This is a genomic window from Corallococcus exercitus (assembly GCF_003611585.1).
Lineage (GTDB): Bacteria > Myxococcota > Myxococcia > Myxococcales > Myxococcaceae > Corallococcus > Corallococcus exercitus.
In genome coordinates this window covers 1-18,731 of sequence record NZ_RAVW01000173.1, presented here as the reverse complement: position 1 = coordinate 18,731, position 18,731 = coordinate 1, and the positions used below count along the sequence as shown (strand labels likewise).

At 72.8% G+C, this 18,731-nt stretch carries 2 protein-coding genes; one reads left to right on the top strand and one right to left on the bottom strand.

Features of this window, described 5'->3' with window-relative positions; genetic code table 11:
* A partial coding sequence (locus D7W79_RS21400) for a DedA family protein (protein ID WP_147442000.1) occupies positions 1-506 on the top strand: 506 nt, incomplete at its 5' end.
* 135 nt (positions 507-641) lie between these two features.
* Here D7W79_RS21400 and D7W79_RS21395 read toward each other — a convergent pair.
* Positions 642-18,731: non-ribosomal peptide synthase/polyketide synthase (locus tag D7W79_RS21395; RefSeq protein WP_147441999.1), on the bottom strand; the 18,090-nt coding region annotated here is incomplete at its 5' end.

Here is an 18,731-nt window from a genome sequence, read left to right as displayed (position 1 = left end):
TCTCGAAGATCGTCACGCCGGAGAAGCGGGCGAAGGTGGAGTCGCTCTTCATCACGCACGGCCAGAAGATCGTGATGATTGCCCGCTTCATGCCGGGCGTGCGCGCGGTGACGTACTTCACCGCGGGCTCCGTCCACATGCCCTACTGGCGCTTCATCCTGTGGGACGGGCTGGCGGCGCTGCTGTCCGCGCCGGTGTTCGTGTGGCTCGGGTTCCACTTCGGTGGCGAGCTGGACATGGTCATCCGCAAGCTCAAGGACGGCCAGGTGGTGGTGATGGGCACGCTGGCGGTGCTGGCGGTGGGCTACTTCCTGTACCGCCACCGCAAGAACGCGAAGCTCGCGGCCGAGGCCGCCGCCAAGGCGCAGGTGACGCCGGCGGCGCTGCCGCCCGTGCCGGAGACGCTGGAGAACAGCGTGTCGCGTCCGGCCAGCCCCAGCGCCTTCTTCGACGTTCCCGCCGACAAGGCGCCCGCGTCCGAGGCGGACCTGAACGCGCACAAGTAGCCGCCGCGCACGGGTGAGGTGGTCCACGGACCCCGCCCCCTCGAAGGAGGGAGCGGGGTTCTTCGTTGCGGGGTGTGCGCTTCCGCGGCCTGTGGCGCCTCCGTTCCCGAAGGCGCCAGGACCGCGGCGCTCACGTCAATCCTGGCCCGAGCCGCGGAGCGCCTTCGCCAGCAGCTCCGCCACGGCCTGCACTCCCGGCTCGCGCAGCAGCGTGTAGTGGGTGCCCGGCAGGCGGTGCGACTCCAGCCGGTCTCCCACGAGCGCCGTCCAGCCGCCGTCACCCGTGCCCGTGTCATCCACGAGCTCGTCCGCCTGGATGCGCAGCACGCGCTGCTCCATCGCGGGCGGGTGGTAGCGCCGGGCTGCTTCGAGGTTGGCCTCGAAGACCTGGAAGAAGGCCGTGGAGCTCGCCGCGTCCACGCCGGGCGGCAGGGCGCCGGTCCGGGCCGCGGACTCCAGCACCCTCGCGAGCGCCGCTTCGGGCTCCAGGGTCGCCAGCTCCGCGGTGTCCACGTCCAGGTCCGCCAGGGACACGCCCATCAGGTCCTGCGCGAACAGGCCCACCGCCAGGGTGCGGTCCAGGTTCGGCTCCGAGTCCGGCACGGTCTGCGGCACGTAGGAGTCGATCATCGCCACCAGCTCCACGGCTTCACCCGCCTCGCGGAGCTGGTGCGCCATCTCGTAGGCGATGACGCCGCCCAGGGACCAGCCGCCCAGGTGGTACGGGCCGTGAGGCTGGACCCCTCGCACCGCGCGCACGTAGCTGGCGGCCAGGGCTTCCACCGTGTCCAGCGGTTCGCGCTCGCCGTCCAGCCCCCGGGCCTGGATGCCGTAGAAGGGCTGATCCGGTCCCAGCCTCCTGGCCAGCTCCGCGTAGGCCAGCACGTTGCCGCCCACCGGGTGCACGCAGAAGAACGGCGTGCCGGTGCCCGTGCCTTCCTTCGTGAAGGGCACCAGCGGCGTGAAGGGCTTCGGCGCCTCCGGCTCGGCCGCGACTTCGCCCAGCAGGGCCGCGAACCGCTCCACGCTGGGGGCCTGGAAGAGCGTCGACAGCGGGAGCTTCCGGCCCGTCTGCCGCGTCACCGCCGCCATCAGGCGCACCGCGAGGAGCGAGTGGCCGCCCAGCTCGAAGAAGCTGGTGCGCACGTCCACCTGGGCCACGCCCAGCGCTTCGGCCCAGAGGCGCTCGAGCATCGCTTCACGCTCGTCCCTGGGGCCCACGCGCGCTTCGGTGCCCGTGGCTTCGTCCACCGGCGCCGGGAGCGCCTTGCGGTCCACCTTGCCGTTCGGCGTCAGCGGGAGCACCGGCAGCGCGACGTAGGCCGCCGGCACCATGTAGTCCGGCAGCGTGCGCTGCAGGTGGCTTCGGAGTGGAGCGGTGTCCACCGCCGGCGTCACGTAGGCCACCAGGCGCGGGAGCCCGGCGACGTCCTCGCGCAGCAACACCGTGGCGTCGCGGACGCCGGGGGACGCACGCAGCGCGGTTTCGATTTCGCCCAGCTCGATGCGGTAGCCGCGCAGCTTCACCTGGAAGTCCAGCCGGCCCAGGTACTCCAGCGTGCCGTCCTGCATCCACCGGACCCGGTCGCCCGTGCGGTACATCCGCGCCCCGGGGGCCGTGCTGAACGGGTGGGGGATGAAGCGCTCCGCGGTGAGGTCCGGACGGTTGCGGTAGCCGCGCGCCAGGCCCTCGCCCCCGATGAACAGCTCACCCGGGACGCCCACGGACACGGGGTTCAGGTTCGAATCCAGGACGTACGCGCCCAGGTTCAGCAGCGGGCGCCCGATGACGGGCGTGGGCATGGGGCTGCTCTGGATGGGGGCGATGGTCGCGTTCACGGTGGACTCGGTCGGACCGTAGGCGTTGAAGGCCCAGGTCCGCTCCGTCGCCGCGAGCGTGCGCCACGTCACCTCGTCCATCGCCTCGCCGCCGATGGAGCAGAGGGCCGGCACGTGCTCGCGCTCCAGCAGGCCCGCCTCCAGCAACAGCTGGAACTGCGACGGCGTGGTGTCCAGCAGGTCGATGCGGTGCTGCGCCACCCACGCGAGCATCGCCTCCGGATCCCTCCGCACGGCCTCCGGGACGAGGAACAGGCAGTGGCCGTCCAGCAGCAGGGACAGCTGCTGCACCGACGCGTCGAAGAAGTACGGCGCGTTGAGGCTTGCCCGCATCGGCCGGGGGGCCCGGTCGAAGCAGAGCTCGTTCATCGCGCGCCGCAGGTGCGCCAGCGAGCGATGCTGGATCATCACGCCCTTGGGCATGCCCGTGGAGCCCGACGTGTAGATGACGTACGCCAGGTGCTCCGGCCGCACGGCCGAGCGCGGGTTGCCCGGCGAGGACGCCTCGATGCGCCGCGCGTCCGCGTCCAGCCGCACCACGTGCCGCACCGGCGGCTGCCAGGCCTCCACCTGCGCCTGGGTGGTGAGCAGCACGGCCGCGCCGCTGTTCTCCAGGATGAAGGCCCGCCGCGCTTCAGGGGCCGCCGGATCCAACGGCACGTACGCGCCGCCCGCCTTGAGGATGCCCAGCAGGGCGACGATGGCCTCCGGCGAGCGCTCCAGGCAGAAGGCCACCGGCACGTCCGGGCCCACCCCCAGGTTCCGCAGGAAGTGCGCCAGCTGGTTCGCGCGCACGTTGAGCTGGTGGAACGACACCGTCGTTTCGCCCATCACCACGGCGGGCGCCTTGGGCGTGCGTGTCACCTGCTGCTCGAAGCGGGTGTGGAAGGGCACGTCCTCCTCGAAGGGGGCCGTCTCACCGCTCCACTCCTCCAGCACCCACTGGCGCTCCTCCGCCGTCAGCAGGGGCAGGCTGTCCACCTTCGCGTCCGGACGGGCCACGGCGGCCTCCAGCAGCTGGAGGAAGTGCTCCGTCAGCCGACGCGCGGTGGCGGGCTCGAAGAGGTCCGTGGCGTAGGAGAGGACGCCCTCGAAGCCGCGCTCCGTGCGGCCCAGGCTCAGGTCCAGGTCGAACTTCGTCGTGGGCAGGTCCACCTCCACCGGGCGCAGCGTCAGCTCCGGCAGGCGCACCTCGGAGTCCGGCACGTTCTGGAGCACGAAGAGGGCCTGGATGAGCGGCGTGCGCGACAGGTCGCGCGTGGGCTGCACGGCCTCCACCAGCCGCTCGAAGGGGATGTCCTGGTGCTCGTACGCGCCCAGCGTGGTGGTGCGCACCTGGGACAGCAGCTTGCGGAACGACGGGCGTCCGTCGAACCGCGCGCGCAGCACCAGCGTGTTCACGAAGAAGCCGATGAGGCCCTCCGTCTCCGCGTGGCGCCGTCCCGCGATGGACGTGCCGACGAGCAGGTCCTCCTGCCCGGAGTACCGGTGCAGCAGCGTCTGGAAGGCCGCGAGCAACACCATGAACGGCGTGGCGCCCTCCGCCTGGGCCAGCGCTTCCACGGCCTCACTCACGGGCTGCGACAGGCGCACCGGGAAAGCAGCGCCCCTCGCGGAGCGCTGCGGCGGACGCGGCTTGTCCGTGGGCAGCGCCAGCGCCTGCGGGGCTCCGGCCAGCTGCTGCGTCCACCAGGCCAGCTGCGCATCCAGCACCTCGCCCTGGAGCCAGCCGCGCTGCCAGACGGCGAAGTCCGGGTACTGCACCGGCAGCGGAGCCAGCGGCGAGGGCTGGCCCTGGCGGAAGGCCTCGTAGAGCGCGGTGACCTCGCGCACCAGGATGCTCATGGACCAGCCGTCGCCGATGGTGTGGTGCATGCACAGGAGCAGCACGTGCTCCTGCTCGCCCAGCTTCAGGAGCGTGAGGCGCGCGAGCGGACCCACGGCGAGGTCGAAGGGCGTCAGCGCGTCCTCGGTCGCGAGCCGCACGGCCTCCGCTTCGCGTGCGTCGTCGGGGAGCGCTGACAGGTCCACCACCGACAGGACTCCGGTGGGGGCGGGGTGCACGTGCTGGCGGGGCTCGCCGTCGTGGGACTCGAACGTGGTGCGCAGCGCTTCGTGGCGCTGCACCAGGGCGTCGAAGGCCTGCTGGAGCGCGGGCACGTCCACCGCGCCGGTGAGGCGCAGCGCGGTGGGCATGTTGTAGAGCGAGCTGCCCGGGTCCAGCTGATCGATGAACCACAGCCGCTGCTGCGCGAAGGACAGCGGGTGCGGCCCGGGGGTCGCGGCGGGCCGCAGCGGCGGCAGGGCGCTGGCCTCCGGTGCGTCCGGCAGCCGCTGGGCGAGCGCCGCCACGGTGGGGGACTCGAACAGCGCGCGGACGCCCACGTCCACGCCGAAGCGGGCGCGGATGCGGGAGACCAGCTGCGTGGCCAGCAGCGAGTGGCCGCCCAGCTCGAAGAAGTGGTCGTTGCGCCCCACGACGGGGACGTTCAACAGCTCCTCCCACAGCGAGGCCAGCGCCACCTCCGCGGGCGTCGCCGGAGCCTCGTACGAGCGCGCGGCGCGCAGCTGCGCCTCCGGCGAGGGCAGGGCCTTGCGGTCCACCTTGCCGTTGGGCGTGAGCGGCAGGGCGGGCAGGGTGACGAGGGCCGACGGCACCATGTACTCCGGCAGGTGCCGGCGCAGGTGCTCGCGCAGCGACTCCGTGTCGGCGTCCGTCACCACGTAGCCCACGAGCCGCGCGTCGCCCGGGACGTCCTCGCGCACCAGCGCCACCGCGTCGTGGACGGCGGCGTGCGTGCGCAGCGTGGCTTCGATTTCGCCCAGCTCGATGCGGTAGCCGCGCAGCTTCACCTGGAAGTCCAGGCGGCCCATGAACTCCAGCGTGCCGTCCGGCCGCCAGCGGGCCTTGTCACCCGTGCGGTAGAGGCGCGCGCCGGGCTCCGCGCTGAACGGATCCGGCAGGAAGCGCTCGGCCGTCAGGTCCGGACGGCCCAGGTAGCCGCGCGTGATGCCTTCGCCGGAGAAGCACAGCTCGCCCGGCGTGCCGAAGGGCACCAGGCGCTGCCGCGCGTCGAGCACGTACGCGTTCAGGTTCGCCAGCGGCCTGCCGATGACGGGCTCCATCTTCGGGCTGCCCTGGATGGGCGCGGCCGTCGTGCCGACGGTGCACTCCGTGGGGCCGTACGCGTTGAAGGCGCGCGTGCGGTCCGTCGCGGCCAGCTTCCGCCACGATTCGGAATCCAGCGCGTCGCCGCCCAGCACGATGAGGGGCGGCACCCAGGCGCGCTCCAGCAGCCCGGCCGCCAGCAGCGGCTTGAGCTGCGCGGGCGTGCAGTCCAGCGAGTCGATGCGCTGCTCTTCCAGCCACGCGAGCATCGCCTCCGGCTCCAGGCGCAGCGCGTCCGGGACGATGTGGAGGCAGTGACCGTCGATGAGCTGGACCACGCGCTCCATCACCGCGTCGAAGTACAGCGGCGCGTTGACGGTGACGCGCTGGCCCCGGGGCTGGCCCGCGTAGAGCGCGCGGCCCATGGCCCGGTGCAGGTTGAGCACGGAGCGGTGCTGCGCCATCACGCCCTTGGGCGTGCCCGTGGAGCCGGACGTGTAGAGGACGTAGGCCAGGTGCTCCGGGCCCGTCAGCTTGGGCAGGGGCTCATGCGAGAGGGCCCCCAGGCCGGCCTGCTCCACGTCCAGCCACAGCTCCTGGGCGCCGTAGGGGCTCCAGTCGCCGCACGCGGCTTCCGTCGTGATGAGCACGGCCGCGCCGCTGTCGCGCAGCACGAAGTCCTTGCGCGCGGAGGGGGCTCCCGGATCCAACGGCACGAAGGCGCCGCCGGCCTTGAGCACCGCGAGCAGCGCGATGAGGGCCTCCACCGAGCGCTCCAGGCACAGGGCGACCCGTACCTCCGGGCCCACCCCCATGGAGCGCAGCCGCCACGCGAGCTGGTTGGCCCGCGTGTCCAGCTGCCGGTACGTCAGCGCCGTGTCTCCGAACACGACGGCCGGCGCGTCCGGGGTGCGCGCCACCTGGCGCTCGATGAGCCCGTGCAGCGTGGCGTCGCGCTCGAAGTCCACGAACTCGCCGCTGCCCGTGCGCACCAGCCGCACCAGCTCCTCCGGCGAGACGAGCGACACGTCCGCCAGCGGCAGGTCCGGGGCGTCGCACACGGCCTCCAGCAGCCGGCGCAGGTGGGCGACGAACCGCTCGATGGTGTTCGCGTCGAAGAGGTCCGCGGCGAAGCGGAAGGCGCCCTCGTAGCCGTCGCCGGTCCGGTGCAGGTCCAGCGCCAGCTCGAATTGGGACAGCGTCTCGCCCTCGAAGTGGGCCGGGGCCACGGACAGGCCGGGCACCGCCAGCTCCGACACCGGCGCGTTCTGGAGCGCGAACATCGCCTGGAACAGCGGCGTGCGGCCCAGGTCGCGCTCGGGCTGGAGCGCTTCCACCAGGTGCTCGAAGGGGATGTCCTGGTGCTCGTACGCGCCCAGCGTGGTGGCGCGCACCTGGGCCAGCAGCTCACGGAACGTCGTCCGTGCGCCGATGCGGCCGCGCAGCACCAGCATGTTCACGAAGAAGCCGATGAGGCCCTCCGTCTCCGCGTGCCGGCGGTTCGCGATGGGCGAGCCCACCAACACGTCGTCCTGTCCGGACACGCGCGACAGCACGGCCTGGAACGCCGCCAGCAGCGCCATGAACGGCGTGGCGCCTTCCGCCTGCGCCAGCGCATCCACGCGCTCGCTCAGGGCGCGCGGCAGCGTCACCCGGGTCAGTCCGCCTCGCTGCGAAGCGGTGGCGGTCCTCGGCCTGTCGGTGGGCACGTCCAGCACGAAGGACGCACCGGAGAGCTGATGCTTCCACCACTCCACCTGTGCTTGCAGCACGCCGCCCTGGAGCCAGCCTCGCTGCCAGACGGCGAAGTCCGCGTACTGCACCGGCAGCTCCGGCAGGACAGGGGGCCGCCCGGCGCGCCGGGCCTCGTAGAGCGCTGTGACCTCCCGCACGAGGATGCCCAGCGACCAGCCGTCGGACACGATGTGGTGCAGGTGCAGCACGAGCAGGTGCTCGCGCGCATCCAGCTTCAGCAGCAGGGCGCGGATGACCGGCCCGCGCTTCAGGTCGAACGGGCGCAGCGTCTCCGCGTAGCCCAGGCGCTGGGCCTCGGCCTGCTTCGCGGCGCGGCTGCCCAGGCCCGTCAGGTCCACGAGCTCCAGGGGGACGTGGGCCTCGGCGTGGATGTCCTGCACCGGCTTGCCCGCCTCCATGCGGAACGTCGTGCGCAGGGACTCATGCCGCGCCATCAGCGCGTCCAGGCTGGCGCGCAGCGCGTCCACGTCCAGGTCGCCGGTGAGGCTCAGCGCCAGCGGCATGTTGTAGAGCGGGCTGCCCGGCTCCAGCTGGTCGATGAACCACAGCCGCTGCTGCGCGAACGACAGCGGCGGCGCGTCCTTCCGCTCCGCGCGGACCAGCGGCGGCGCCTGGGTGCGGCGCGCGTTCACCAGCCGCTCGGCCAGCGACGCCACCGTGGGCGCACGGAACAGCTCGCCCAGCGGCAGCTCCACGCCCAGCGTCGAGCGGATGCGCGACACCACCTGCGTGGCCAGCAGCGAGTGCCCGCCCAGCTCGAAGAAGTCGCCGTGAATGTCCACGGTCTCCAGGTGCAGCACCTCCGCCCAGATGTCCGCGAGCGTCTTCTCCAGGTCGCTCCGGGGCGTGGCGGCCCCCGGCTCCGCGGTGCGGGCCTGCGGCGCGGGCAGGGCCTTTCGGTCCACCTTGCCGTTGGGGCTCAGCGGCAGCTTCGGCAGGACGACGATGGTCGACGGCACCATGTAGTCCGGCAGCTGCTTCTGCACGGAGGCCCGCAGCGCGCCCGTGTCCACGCCGTCGTCCTCGCCGGACACGACGTAGGCCACGAGGCGCCGGTCGCCCGGCACGTCCTCGCGCACCACGACCACCGCCTCCTCGACCTCCGGGGCCTGGCGCAGCACGGCTTCAATCTCGCCGGGCTCCACGCGGAAGCCGCGCAGCTTGACCTGGAAGTCGGTGCGGCCCAGGAACTCCAGCGTCCCGTCGCGCCGCCAGCGCACGCGGTCGCCGGTGTCGTAGAGGCGCGCTCCGGGCTGGGTGGCGAAGGGGTGGGGGATGAAGCGTTCAGCGGTCAGGTCCGGGCGCTGGAGGTAGCCCCAGGCCAGGCCGTCTCCGCCGACGTGCAGCGTGCCCGGCACGCCCGGCGGCACGGGCTGGAGCGCCGCGTCCAGCACCCATACCGTGGAGTTCGTCAGCGGCCGGCCGATGGGCACCGAGCGGCCCACGGCGTCACCGGCGCGCAGCGTGTGCGTGGCGGAGAACGTGGTGTTCTCCGTGGGGCCGTAGCCGTTGACCAGCACCGCGCCCGGGGGCAGCCGCTTCAGGTGTTCGCGCACGCGCTCCACGGGCAGCACGTCGCCGCCCGCGAGCACCTGCTTCACGCGGGCCAGCGCGTCGCCCTGATGGAGCACCATCTGCTCGAAGAGGGCGGCGGTGAGCCACAGCGTGGTGATGCCCTCGCGCCGCAGCAGCGCGCCCGTCTCCTCCAGCGACAGCGCCTTGGGCGGCGCGAGCACCAGCGTCGCGCCGTTCAGGAGCGCGCCCCAGAGCTCCAGCGTGGACGCGTCGAACGCGACGGGCGCCAGCTGGAGGAACACTTCCTCGGGACCGAAGTGGATGAAGTCCGCGCCGCGCACCAGGCGGGTGATGCCCCGGTGCGGCACGCTGACGCCCTTGGGCCGGCCGGTGCTGCCCGACGTGAACATCACGTAGGCCAGCGCATCCGCGGGCACCGTCAGGTCCAGCGACGTCTCCGGCTGCCGTGCAATCCGCGCAGCGTCCGCGTCCAGCAGGACCTGGAGGTCCGTCACCTGGGGCAGCTCGTCCGCCAGGGCCTCCTGCGTGACGAGCACGCTGACGCTGGCCGCCTGGAGCATCCAGGTGATGCGCTCCGCGGGAGCCTTCACGTCCACCGGCACGTACGCCGCGCCGGCCTTGAGGATGCCCAGCAGGCCGGTGACGAGTTCGAACGAGCGATCCAGGCACACGCCCACCCGGTGGCCGGGCCGGACACCCTGGTGCCGCAGGTGGTGCGCGAGCTGGTTCGACGCCCGGTCCAGCGCCGCGTACGTGAGCGTCTCCGCGCCGGCCTTCAGCGCGATGGCGTCCGGCGTGCGAGCGGCCTGTTCCGCGAAGAGGGCGGCCACGGACGCGTCGCGCGGGTAGGTCCGGGCGGTGTCGTTCCACCCGACGAGCAGTCGCTGACGCTCCGCCTCCGTGAGCCACGGCAGCTGCGACAGCCGCGTGTCCGGCGCGCGGACGGTGGCCTCCAGCAGCACGCGCAGCTGCTCCACCATGCCGGCCGCGGTGGCCGGCTCGAACAGGTCCTGGTTGAAGACGAGCGCGCCGTCGAAGCCGTCCGGCGTCCGCATCAGGATGAGCTGGAGGTCGAAGAGGATGGCCTCCGGGTTGGCCTCCCGGGGGCGCAGCGTCAGGCCGGGCAGGGACAGCTCCGGCATGGGCGAGTTCTGGAGCGTGAAGGTCACCTGGAACAGCGGCGTGCGGCCCAGGTCGCGCTCCGGGTGGAGCACCTCCACCAGCTTCTCGAACGGCAGGTCCTGGTGCTCGTACGCGCCCAGCGTGGTGGCGCGGACTTCGTCCAAGAGCTCGCGGAAGCGGAGCGTGTCGCGGACCCGCGTGCGCAGCACCACCGTGTTCGCGAAGTAGCCGATGAGGTCCTCGGCCTCCGCGTGACGGCGGCCCGCGATGGGCGAGCCCACGAGCACGTCCTCCTGGCCCGCGTACCGGTGCAGCAGCAGCTGGAAGGCCGCGAGCAGCACCATGAAGGGCGTGGAGGCCGTCTGCTTCGCCAGGGACTCCAGCGCGTCGCTCAGCTCGAGCGGCAATGTCATGGGCTGCACGCCCGCGCGGAAGGACTGGCGCGCCGGACGCGGGTGGTCCGTGGACAGCTCCAGGTACGGCGCGGCGCCTTCCAGCTTCCCGCGCCAGTACGCCACCTGCGACTCCAGCACGTCACCCTGGAGCCAGTTGCGCTGCCACAGGGCGTGGTCGGCGGCCTGCACCGGCAGCTCCGGCAGCGGCGAGGGCTGCTCCGCCGCGAACGCCGCGTAGAGCGCGCCCATCTCCCGCACCAGCACGCCCGTGGACCAGCCGTCGGAGATGATGTGGTGCGTGTTGAGCAGCAGCAGGTGCTTCGTGGGCCCCAGCTTCAGGAGGAGCCCGCGGAACAGCGGGCCCTGCTCCAGGTCGAACGGGGTGCGCGTCTCCTCCAGCACCAGCCGCGACGCCTCCGCCTCGCGCTCCTCCGCCGTCGGCAGCGCGGACAGGTCCACGTTGCGCAGCGGCATGGGGAAGGGCGGGTGGATGACCTGCGACGGCGTGCCCTCGTGCGAGCGGAACGTGGTGCGGAGCGCTTCGTGGCGGCGCACCAGCTCGTCGAACGCGGCCAGCATCACGATGATGTCCAGCGTGCCGTCCAGCTCCAGCAGGCTCGGGAGGCTGTAGGCGTTTCCCGCCGTGCCCAGCTGCTCGATGAACCACAGCCGGTGCTGCGCGAACGACAGGGGCAGCACTTCGGGCCGCTCCGCGCGGACCAACGCGGGCAGGGCGGACGTGGCGGCTTCAGGGACCTGCGGCTGGGACTTCCGGAGCGCGTCGATGCGCTCGGCCAGCGCCGCGACGGTGGGGCCCTCCAGCAGCGCGCGCAGGGGCAGTTCCACGCCGAAGTGCGTGCGCAGGCGCGACACCAGCTGCGTGGCCAGCAGCGAGTGCCCACCCAGCTCGAAGAAGCCGTCGTGACGTCCCACGGCGGGGACGCGCAGCACCTCGGCCCACAGGGGGACGAGCGCCGCTTCCGTGGGCGTCGCGGGCGGTTCGATGACGCGCTCGGTGACCGGCGCGGCGTCCGGCGTGGGCAGCGCCTTGCGGTCCACCTTGCCGTTGGGCGTCAGGGGCAGGGCGTCCAGCGCGATGAACGCGGCGGGCACCATGTACTCCGGCAGGTGGCGGCGCAGGTGCTCGGCCAGGGGTGACGTGTCCACCTTGGGAGCGACGTACGCGATGAGCCGGTCGCCGTGGACCTGCGCCACCGCGTCCCGGATGCCGGGATGCGCGCGCAGCGTGGCCTCGATCTCCCCCAGCTCGATGCGGAAGCCACGCAGCTTCACCTGGAAGTCCAGGCGGCCCATGAACTCCAGCGTGCCGTCCTCACGCCAGCGGGCCTTGTCGCCCGTGCGGTAGAGGCGCGCGCCGGGCACGTCGCTGAACGGATCCGGCAGGAAGCGCTCAGCTGTGAGGGCGGGCTGGCCCAGGTAGCCGCGCGTGACGCCTTCGCCGGAGAAGCACAGCTCGCCCGGCGTGCCGATGGGCGCCAGGTCCAGCCGCGCGTCGAGCACGTAGGCGCGCAGGTTGTCCACCGGCCGCCCGATGACGGGCTCCGGCTGCGGGGCGTCCTGGATGGCCCAGGTCGTCGCGTCCACGGTCACTTCCGTGGGGCCGTAGCCGTTGAAGGCGCGCGTGCGCTTCGTCGCGGCGAGCTGCCGCCAGGTGACTTCATCCACGGCCTCGCCGCCCACGGAGAGCAGGGCGGGGACGTGGGCGCGCTCCAGCAGTCCGGCGGACAGCAGGAGCTTGAGCTGCGACGGCGTGCAGTCCAGCGCGTCGATGCGCTGACGCTCCAGCCACGCGAGCATGGCCTCCGGCTCCAGGCGCACGTCCTCCGGGACGATGCACAGGCAGTGGCCGTCCAGCAGCTGGAGCACCTGTTCGATGGACGCGTCGAAGTACAGCGGCGCGTTCACCGTGATGCGCTGGCCGCGCGGCAGCCCCGCGTAGATGCTCCGCGTCAACGCACGGTGCAGGTTGAGCACGGAGCGGTGCTGCACCATCACGCCCTTGGGCGTGCCGGTGGAGCCGGAGGTGTAGATGACGTAGGCGAGGTTGCCCGCCCCGGCCGACGCGGGCGGACCCTCCATCCGGTCCGACTGTCGGACCCCTTCGTCGTCCAGCCGCACCACGTGGGGTACGTCCGGGCGCCACGCCTCTTCCAGGGCCCGCGTCGTCACGAGCACGGACGCGCCGCAGTCCTTGAGCAGGAACGACTTGCGCGCGGAGGGCGCGGAAGGATCCAACGGCACGAAGGCGCCGCCGGCCTTGAGCACCGCCAGCAGCGCGACGATGGCCTCCGCCGAGCGCTCCAGGCACAGGCCCACCGTGACCTCCGGGCCCACCCCCATGGAGCGCAGGTGCCACGCGAGCTGGTTGGCCCGTGCGTCGAGCTGCCGGTAGCTGAGCGTCGTCTCCCCGAACACCACCGCGTCCGCGTCTGGCGTCGCGGCGGCCTCCCGTTCGAAGCGCGCGTGCACGGTGGCCTCGCGCTCGAAGTCCACGGCGTCACCGGTGCCGGTGCGCAGCAGCCACGCGCGGTCCTCGGCCGGGAGGAGGGACACGTCGGCCAGCCGGGCCTCGGGCTGGATGAGGGCTTCCATCGCGTGCTGCCACTGGCCCAGCACGCGCTGCACGGACTCCGCGGCGAGGCGGTTCTCGTCGTAGGCCAGGTGCATCTGGAGCTCGCGGCCCGGGAGCACCGTGGCCGCCAGCGGGTAGTTGATGCTCTCGCCCATCTGCAGGTCGCGCAGGTCCAACGCGGTGGAGCGGCGCAACAGCGATTCGTCGAAGGGGAAGTTCTCGAAGACGAGCAGCGACTGGAACAGGTGCAGGCCCCGGGGGATGTCGCTCCACCCGTGCGCGGTGACGAGCGGCGTGTGCTGGTGCTGCTGGATGCCCAGCAGCTTCGCCTGGATGGACTGGAGCCAGGGCAGCACGGGCGCGGCGTCGTCAGGCAGCGCGATGCGGACCGGCAGCGTGGTGATGAGCAGGCCCAGCATGGCCTCCGAACCGGCGAGCTCCGGCGGGCGTCCCGCCAGCGTGGTGCCGAAGAGGACGTCGCGCGTGTCGGCGTGGCGCGCCAGCACCAGCGCCCAGGCCGCCTGCGCCAGGGTGTTGAGCGTGAGCTGATGCCGCCGGGTGAACGCCTCCAGCGCCGCGGTGCGCGCCTCCGGAATCGTCACCCCGAGGATGGGCTGGTTCACCACGGTGCCCGAGGCGACCGTGGGCACGGGACGCATGGCGGGCACGGGCGTGGGCACCGACAGGCCCTGGAGCTGGTTACGCCAGAAGCGCTCGTCCTCGACGACGTCGCGCTGTCCCAGCCACGCGATGTAGTCGCGGTACGGCGGCCGGCCGGCGGGAGGCAGCGGCGTCCCGGCGCGCAGGGCGTCGTAGATGGCGAAGACCTCCTGGAAGAACAGGCCCAGGCTCCAACCGTCGAACAGCAGGTGGTGGTGGCTCCAGATGAAGCGCCACTGCGCGTCCGCCAGCCGCACCGCGGTCATCCGGCTGAGCGGCGCGCGCGTCACGTCGAAGCCGCGTGCGCGGTCCACGACGATGAGCCGCTCCAGCCCGGCCTTGCGCGCGTCCTCCGGCAGGTGGCGCCAGTCATGGACCTCGAAGGGCAGCGCCACGTGCGAGTGCACCACCTGGAGCGGCGACTCCAGGTCCCTGGACACGAAGGCGGTGCGCAGGATGGGGTTGCGGTCCACCGCCGTCTGCCACGTCCGCTGGAACAGGGAGATGTCCACATCCGAGTGGATGGACCACGCGGTGTGCTCGAAGTAGTAGCCCGCGTGCGGGTCCTGGAGGGCGTGGAAGAGCATGCCCTCCTGCAGCGCGGAGAGCGGGAAGAGGTCCTCCACCGTGGGCCCCTGCGCCGCCAGCACCGCGTCCAGCGAGGCCTGGGTGAGGCGCGCCAGCGGGAAGTCGCTCGGCGTCCGCATGCGTGAGTCCTCGGAGTGGCGCAGGGTGATGAGCTCACGCAGCGCGGACAGGAAGCGCTGCGACACCTTCCGCACGGTCTCCTCGTGGTGCAGCAGGGGGCTGTAGCCGAAGTTCAGGCGCAGCTGTCCGCCGGACACCGCGCCCTCCACCGTCAGCGCATGCGGGTGCACCGCCTGGGGCGCCACGTTCGGCCCCACGCCTTCGTCACTCAAGGCGAAGAGGGTGCTCGCGCCGGTCGCGCCGTCCAGCTGCCCCAGGTAGTTGAAGGACACCTGCGCCCGCGGCAGCGAGGCCAGCGCGGCCCGTGCCTCTGGCGGTCCCAGGTGGCGCAAGAGCCCGAAGCCGATGCCCTTGTTCGGCCACGCGCCCAGCGTGTCGCGCACGGCGCGCAGCCGGTCCCCCAGCGTGCCCTGCGCCGGCAGCCGCAGCAGGGCCGGCGTGAGGGACGTGAACCAGCCCACGGTGCGGGACACATCCGCGTCCGCGAACAGCTCCTCGCGGCCGTGGCCCTCCAGGTCGATGAGGACGTCCGGCTTCCCCGTCCACTCGCTGATCGCCATCGCGAGCGCCGTCAGCAGCACGTCGTCAATGCGCGCGCGCCACGCGACGGGCGTCTCCTGGAGCAGCAGCCGCGTCTCCTCCGCGTCCAGCTCCGCGACCACCGCGCGGTGCGAGGCGTAGGTGTGCGGGCCCGGACCGTCCGTGGGCAGCGGGGCCACGTCGCCGCGCGCCGACTCCCGCCAGAAGGCCAGCTCGGACCCCAGCACGTCCGACAGGGCGTGCGTCTCCAGCCGGCGGGCCCAGGACAGGAAGGACGTCGTCTTCGCCGGCAGCGTGGGGACCTGACCGGACTGGACCTGGCGGTAGACCGTCTCCAGGTCCTCCATGAGGATCCGCCACGACACGGTGTCCACCACCAGGTGGTGGATGACGAGCAGCAGGCGCTGCTCCTGGCCCGGCCCGAAGTGGAAGAGCACGGGACGCACGAGCGGCGGCGAGGCCAGGTCGAAGGTCGCCTGGGTGCGCGTGGCCTCCTGCTCCATCGCGGCCAGGCGCGCCTCGGGCGGCAGCGCGGAGAGGTCCACCTGGCGCAGCGTGAGCGGGGCCTCGTTGGGGCTGGCGTCGCGCTGGCGCCACGCGCCGTCCGTGCTCCGGACGTAGTTCAGGCGCAGGGCGTCGTGGTGGACGGCGAGCGCCTGGAGGGCCTGCTCCAGGTGCGCCGGCACCAACGGCTGGCGCGCCCGCAGGAGCAGTGCGTGGTTGAAGTGGTGCGCGTACGTCGGCTCGCGCTCCAGGAAGTCCGCCTGGATGGCGGTGAGCGGCACGTCACCCACCACCGGGCCCTGCTCCGCGAGGCTGGTCGCGCTCTCGCGGGCCACGGCCGCCAGCGCGCCCAGGGTGGGGTGCTGGAAGAGGTCCTTCACCAGCAGCTGCACGCCGGCCTGCCGCGCCTTCGCGACGACCTGGAGGCTGATGATGGAGTCGCCGCCCAGCTCGAAGAAGTTGTCGTCCAGGCCCACGCGCTCCACGCGCAGCACCTGGCCCAGCACCTCCGCCAGCGTCCGCTCCAGCCGCGTGCGCGGCGCGGCGTACTCCTTGCGGGACGCGCGCTGGCCTCCGGGAGCGGGCAGGGCCTTGCGGTCCACCTTCGCGTTCGACGTCAGCGGCATCGCCGCCAGCGCGACGAACGCGGACGGCAGCATGTACTCCGGCAGCCGCTGGCGCAGGAAGTCGCGCAGCGCGCCCGGGCCAGGATCGGTGCCGTGCGGGACGAGGTAGGCGACCAGCCGCTTGTCGCCGGGCGCGTCCTCGCGCACCACGACCACGGCCTCGCGCACGTCCGGGTGGGCGCGCAGCGCGGCCTCCACCTCCGACAGCTCGATGCGGAAGCCGCGCACCTTCACCTGGTTGTCGGCGCGGCCCAGGAAGTCCATCACGCCATCGCGCCGCCACCGCGCGAGGTCGCCCGTGCGGTACAGGCGCTCACCCGGCCGGGAGGCGAAGGGGTGCGGGACGAAGCGCTCCGCGGTGAGGTCCGGCCGGGAGATGTAGCCTCGGGCGAGGCCGTCACCGCCGACGTACAGCTCGCCGGGGACGCCCGCGGGCACCGGCTGCCCATGCCTGTCCAGCACGTAGAGCTGCGTCTGGGCGACGGGGCGCCCAATGGGCATCGTGCCCCTCACCGACGCCGCGTCCGGCACGGGGTACACGGAGGCGAAGAGGGTCGACTCCGTCGGGCCGTAGCAGGCGACGACGGCGGTGCCCAGGTCCGACTCCAGCACCCGGCGCACGTGCGTGGGAGACACGACGTCGCCTCCCACCAGCACCCGCCGCACGCCGCGCAGGGCCTCCAGCTTCACGTCCACCACCTGCGTGAAGAGGCCCGACGTGAGCAGCAGCGTGGTGACGCCGTGGCGCTGGATGACCTGGGCCAGCAGGTCCACGTCCGACGGCGACGTGGGCGGGAACACGGCCAGCTTGCCGCCGTGGGCCAGCGGGCCCCAGATCTCCAGCGTGGTCGGGTCGAAGGAGATGGGCGCGACGAGCAGGAACGTCTCTTCCGGCCCCAGGTTCCCGTACGTCGGGTGATGCAAGAGGCGCATCACGGAGCGGTGCTCCACCGCGACGCCCTTGGGGCGCCCGGTGCTGCCGGACGTGAAGTCCACGTAGGCCAGGTGGCGCGAGTGCGTCCCCGCGACGACGGGCGTCGTGGGCAGGCCCGTCACGGGCGCCTCCTCCACGAAGAGGGACGGCAGTGCTTCCGGCAAGGGCAGCGCCGCACGCGTCGCGCGCGTGGTGATGAGCAGCTTCGCGGGCGCGTCCTCCAGCATCGCCGTCAGCCGCGACGCCGGGTACGACGCATCCAGCGGCAGGTAGGCGCCGCCCGCCTTGAGGATGGCCAGCAGGGAGACGATGAGCTCCACGGAGCGGTCCATGCAGACCGCCACCAGCACGTCCGGGCCCACGCCGTGCTCGCGCAGCAGGTGCGCCCACTGGTTCGTGCGCGCGTCCAGCTGCGCGTACGTCAGGCGCTCGTCGCCGAACTCCAGCGCCACCGCGTCCGGGCGCAGCGCGGCCTGACGGGCGAAGAGGTCCTGGATGCAGGCGTCGTGCGGGTAGTCGCGGAACGTGTCGTTCCAGGCGCCCAGGACCTGCTGCCGCTCGGCTTCACCCAGGAGCGGCAGCAGGGCGACGGGTGTCTGGGGGCTGGCGACGATGGCGCGCGCCAGGCCCACCAGGTGCTCCGCCATGCGCTCCATGGTGGCCGCGTCGAACAGGGCGGTGGAGTACTCCAGGCGGCAGGTGAAGCCGTCGCGGCCCTCCATCACCTCCAGGCCCACGTCGAACTTGGACGTGTCGGACGGCACGTCCACGCCGCTCAGCTCCAGCCCGGCGGGGCGCGCCTTGGCCTCCGGCGTGTTGACCACGTTGATGCTCGCCTGGAACAGCGGCGTGCGACTGAGGTCGCGCGGCAACTGGAGCACGTCCAGCACGCGCTCGAACGGGGCGTCCTGGCGCGCGTAGGCCTCCAGGGCCTGGGCGCGCACGCGGCCCAGCAACTCCACGAAGGACGGCAGGCCGGACAGCTTCGAGCGGAAGGGCAGGGTGTTGATGAAGCAGCCCATCAGCCACTCGACCTCCGGACGCGTGCGGCCCGCGATGGGCGTGCCCACGACGAAGTCCTCCTGGCCCGAGTAGCGCGACAGCACCGTCTGGAAGAGCGCCATCATCACCATGAACGTCGTGGCGCCGTTGCGGCGGCCCAGCGCGAGCAGCGGCGTGACGACCTCCGGCGGAAGCGTGAAGCGGTGCCGCGCGCCCGCGAAGGAGACGATGGCGGGACGCGGCCGGTCCGTGGGCAGCTCCAGGTTGGGCGCCCCGGAGAGCTGCTGCTTCCACCAGGCGAGCTGCGCCTCCATCTCGCCGCCGTCCAGCCATTCGCGCTGCCACACGGCGTAGTCCGCGTACTGCACCGGCAGCTGCGGCAGGGGCGACGGCTGGCCCGCGAGGAACGCCGCGTAGTTCGCGGTCAGGTCGTGCGCGACGACCATGTTGCACCACGCGTCGGACACCGCGTGGTGGAAGACGAGCGCCAGCACGTGCACCTGGGGCTCCAGGCGCAAGAGCGTCGCGCGCAGCACGCCCTGCTCCAGGTCGAAGGGCAGCAGCGCGTACGCCTTGCAGAAGCGCTGCATCTCCGCTTCGCGGGCCTCGGGCGTCTCGCCCGCGACATCCCGGAGCTGGAGCGGCAGGCCGCGCGGCGGGTGGATGACCTGCACCGCGCGGTCGCCCTCCAGGGTGTACGTGCTGCGCAGCACCTCATGCCGGGCAATCAGCGCGTCCATCGCGGCCTGGAGCGCGTCCACGTCCAGCTCCCCGACGAGGCGGAAGAGGGACGGGTTGTTGTACGTGCCGCTGCCGGGCTCCAGCTGCTGGAGGTACCAGAGGCGCTGCTGCGCGAAGGACAGGGGCAGCGGCCGGTCGCGGCCCACGCGCGGGATGGGCGG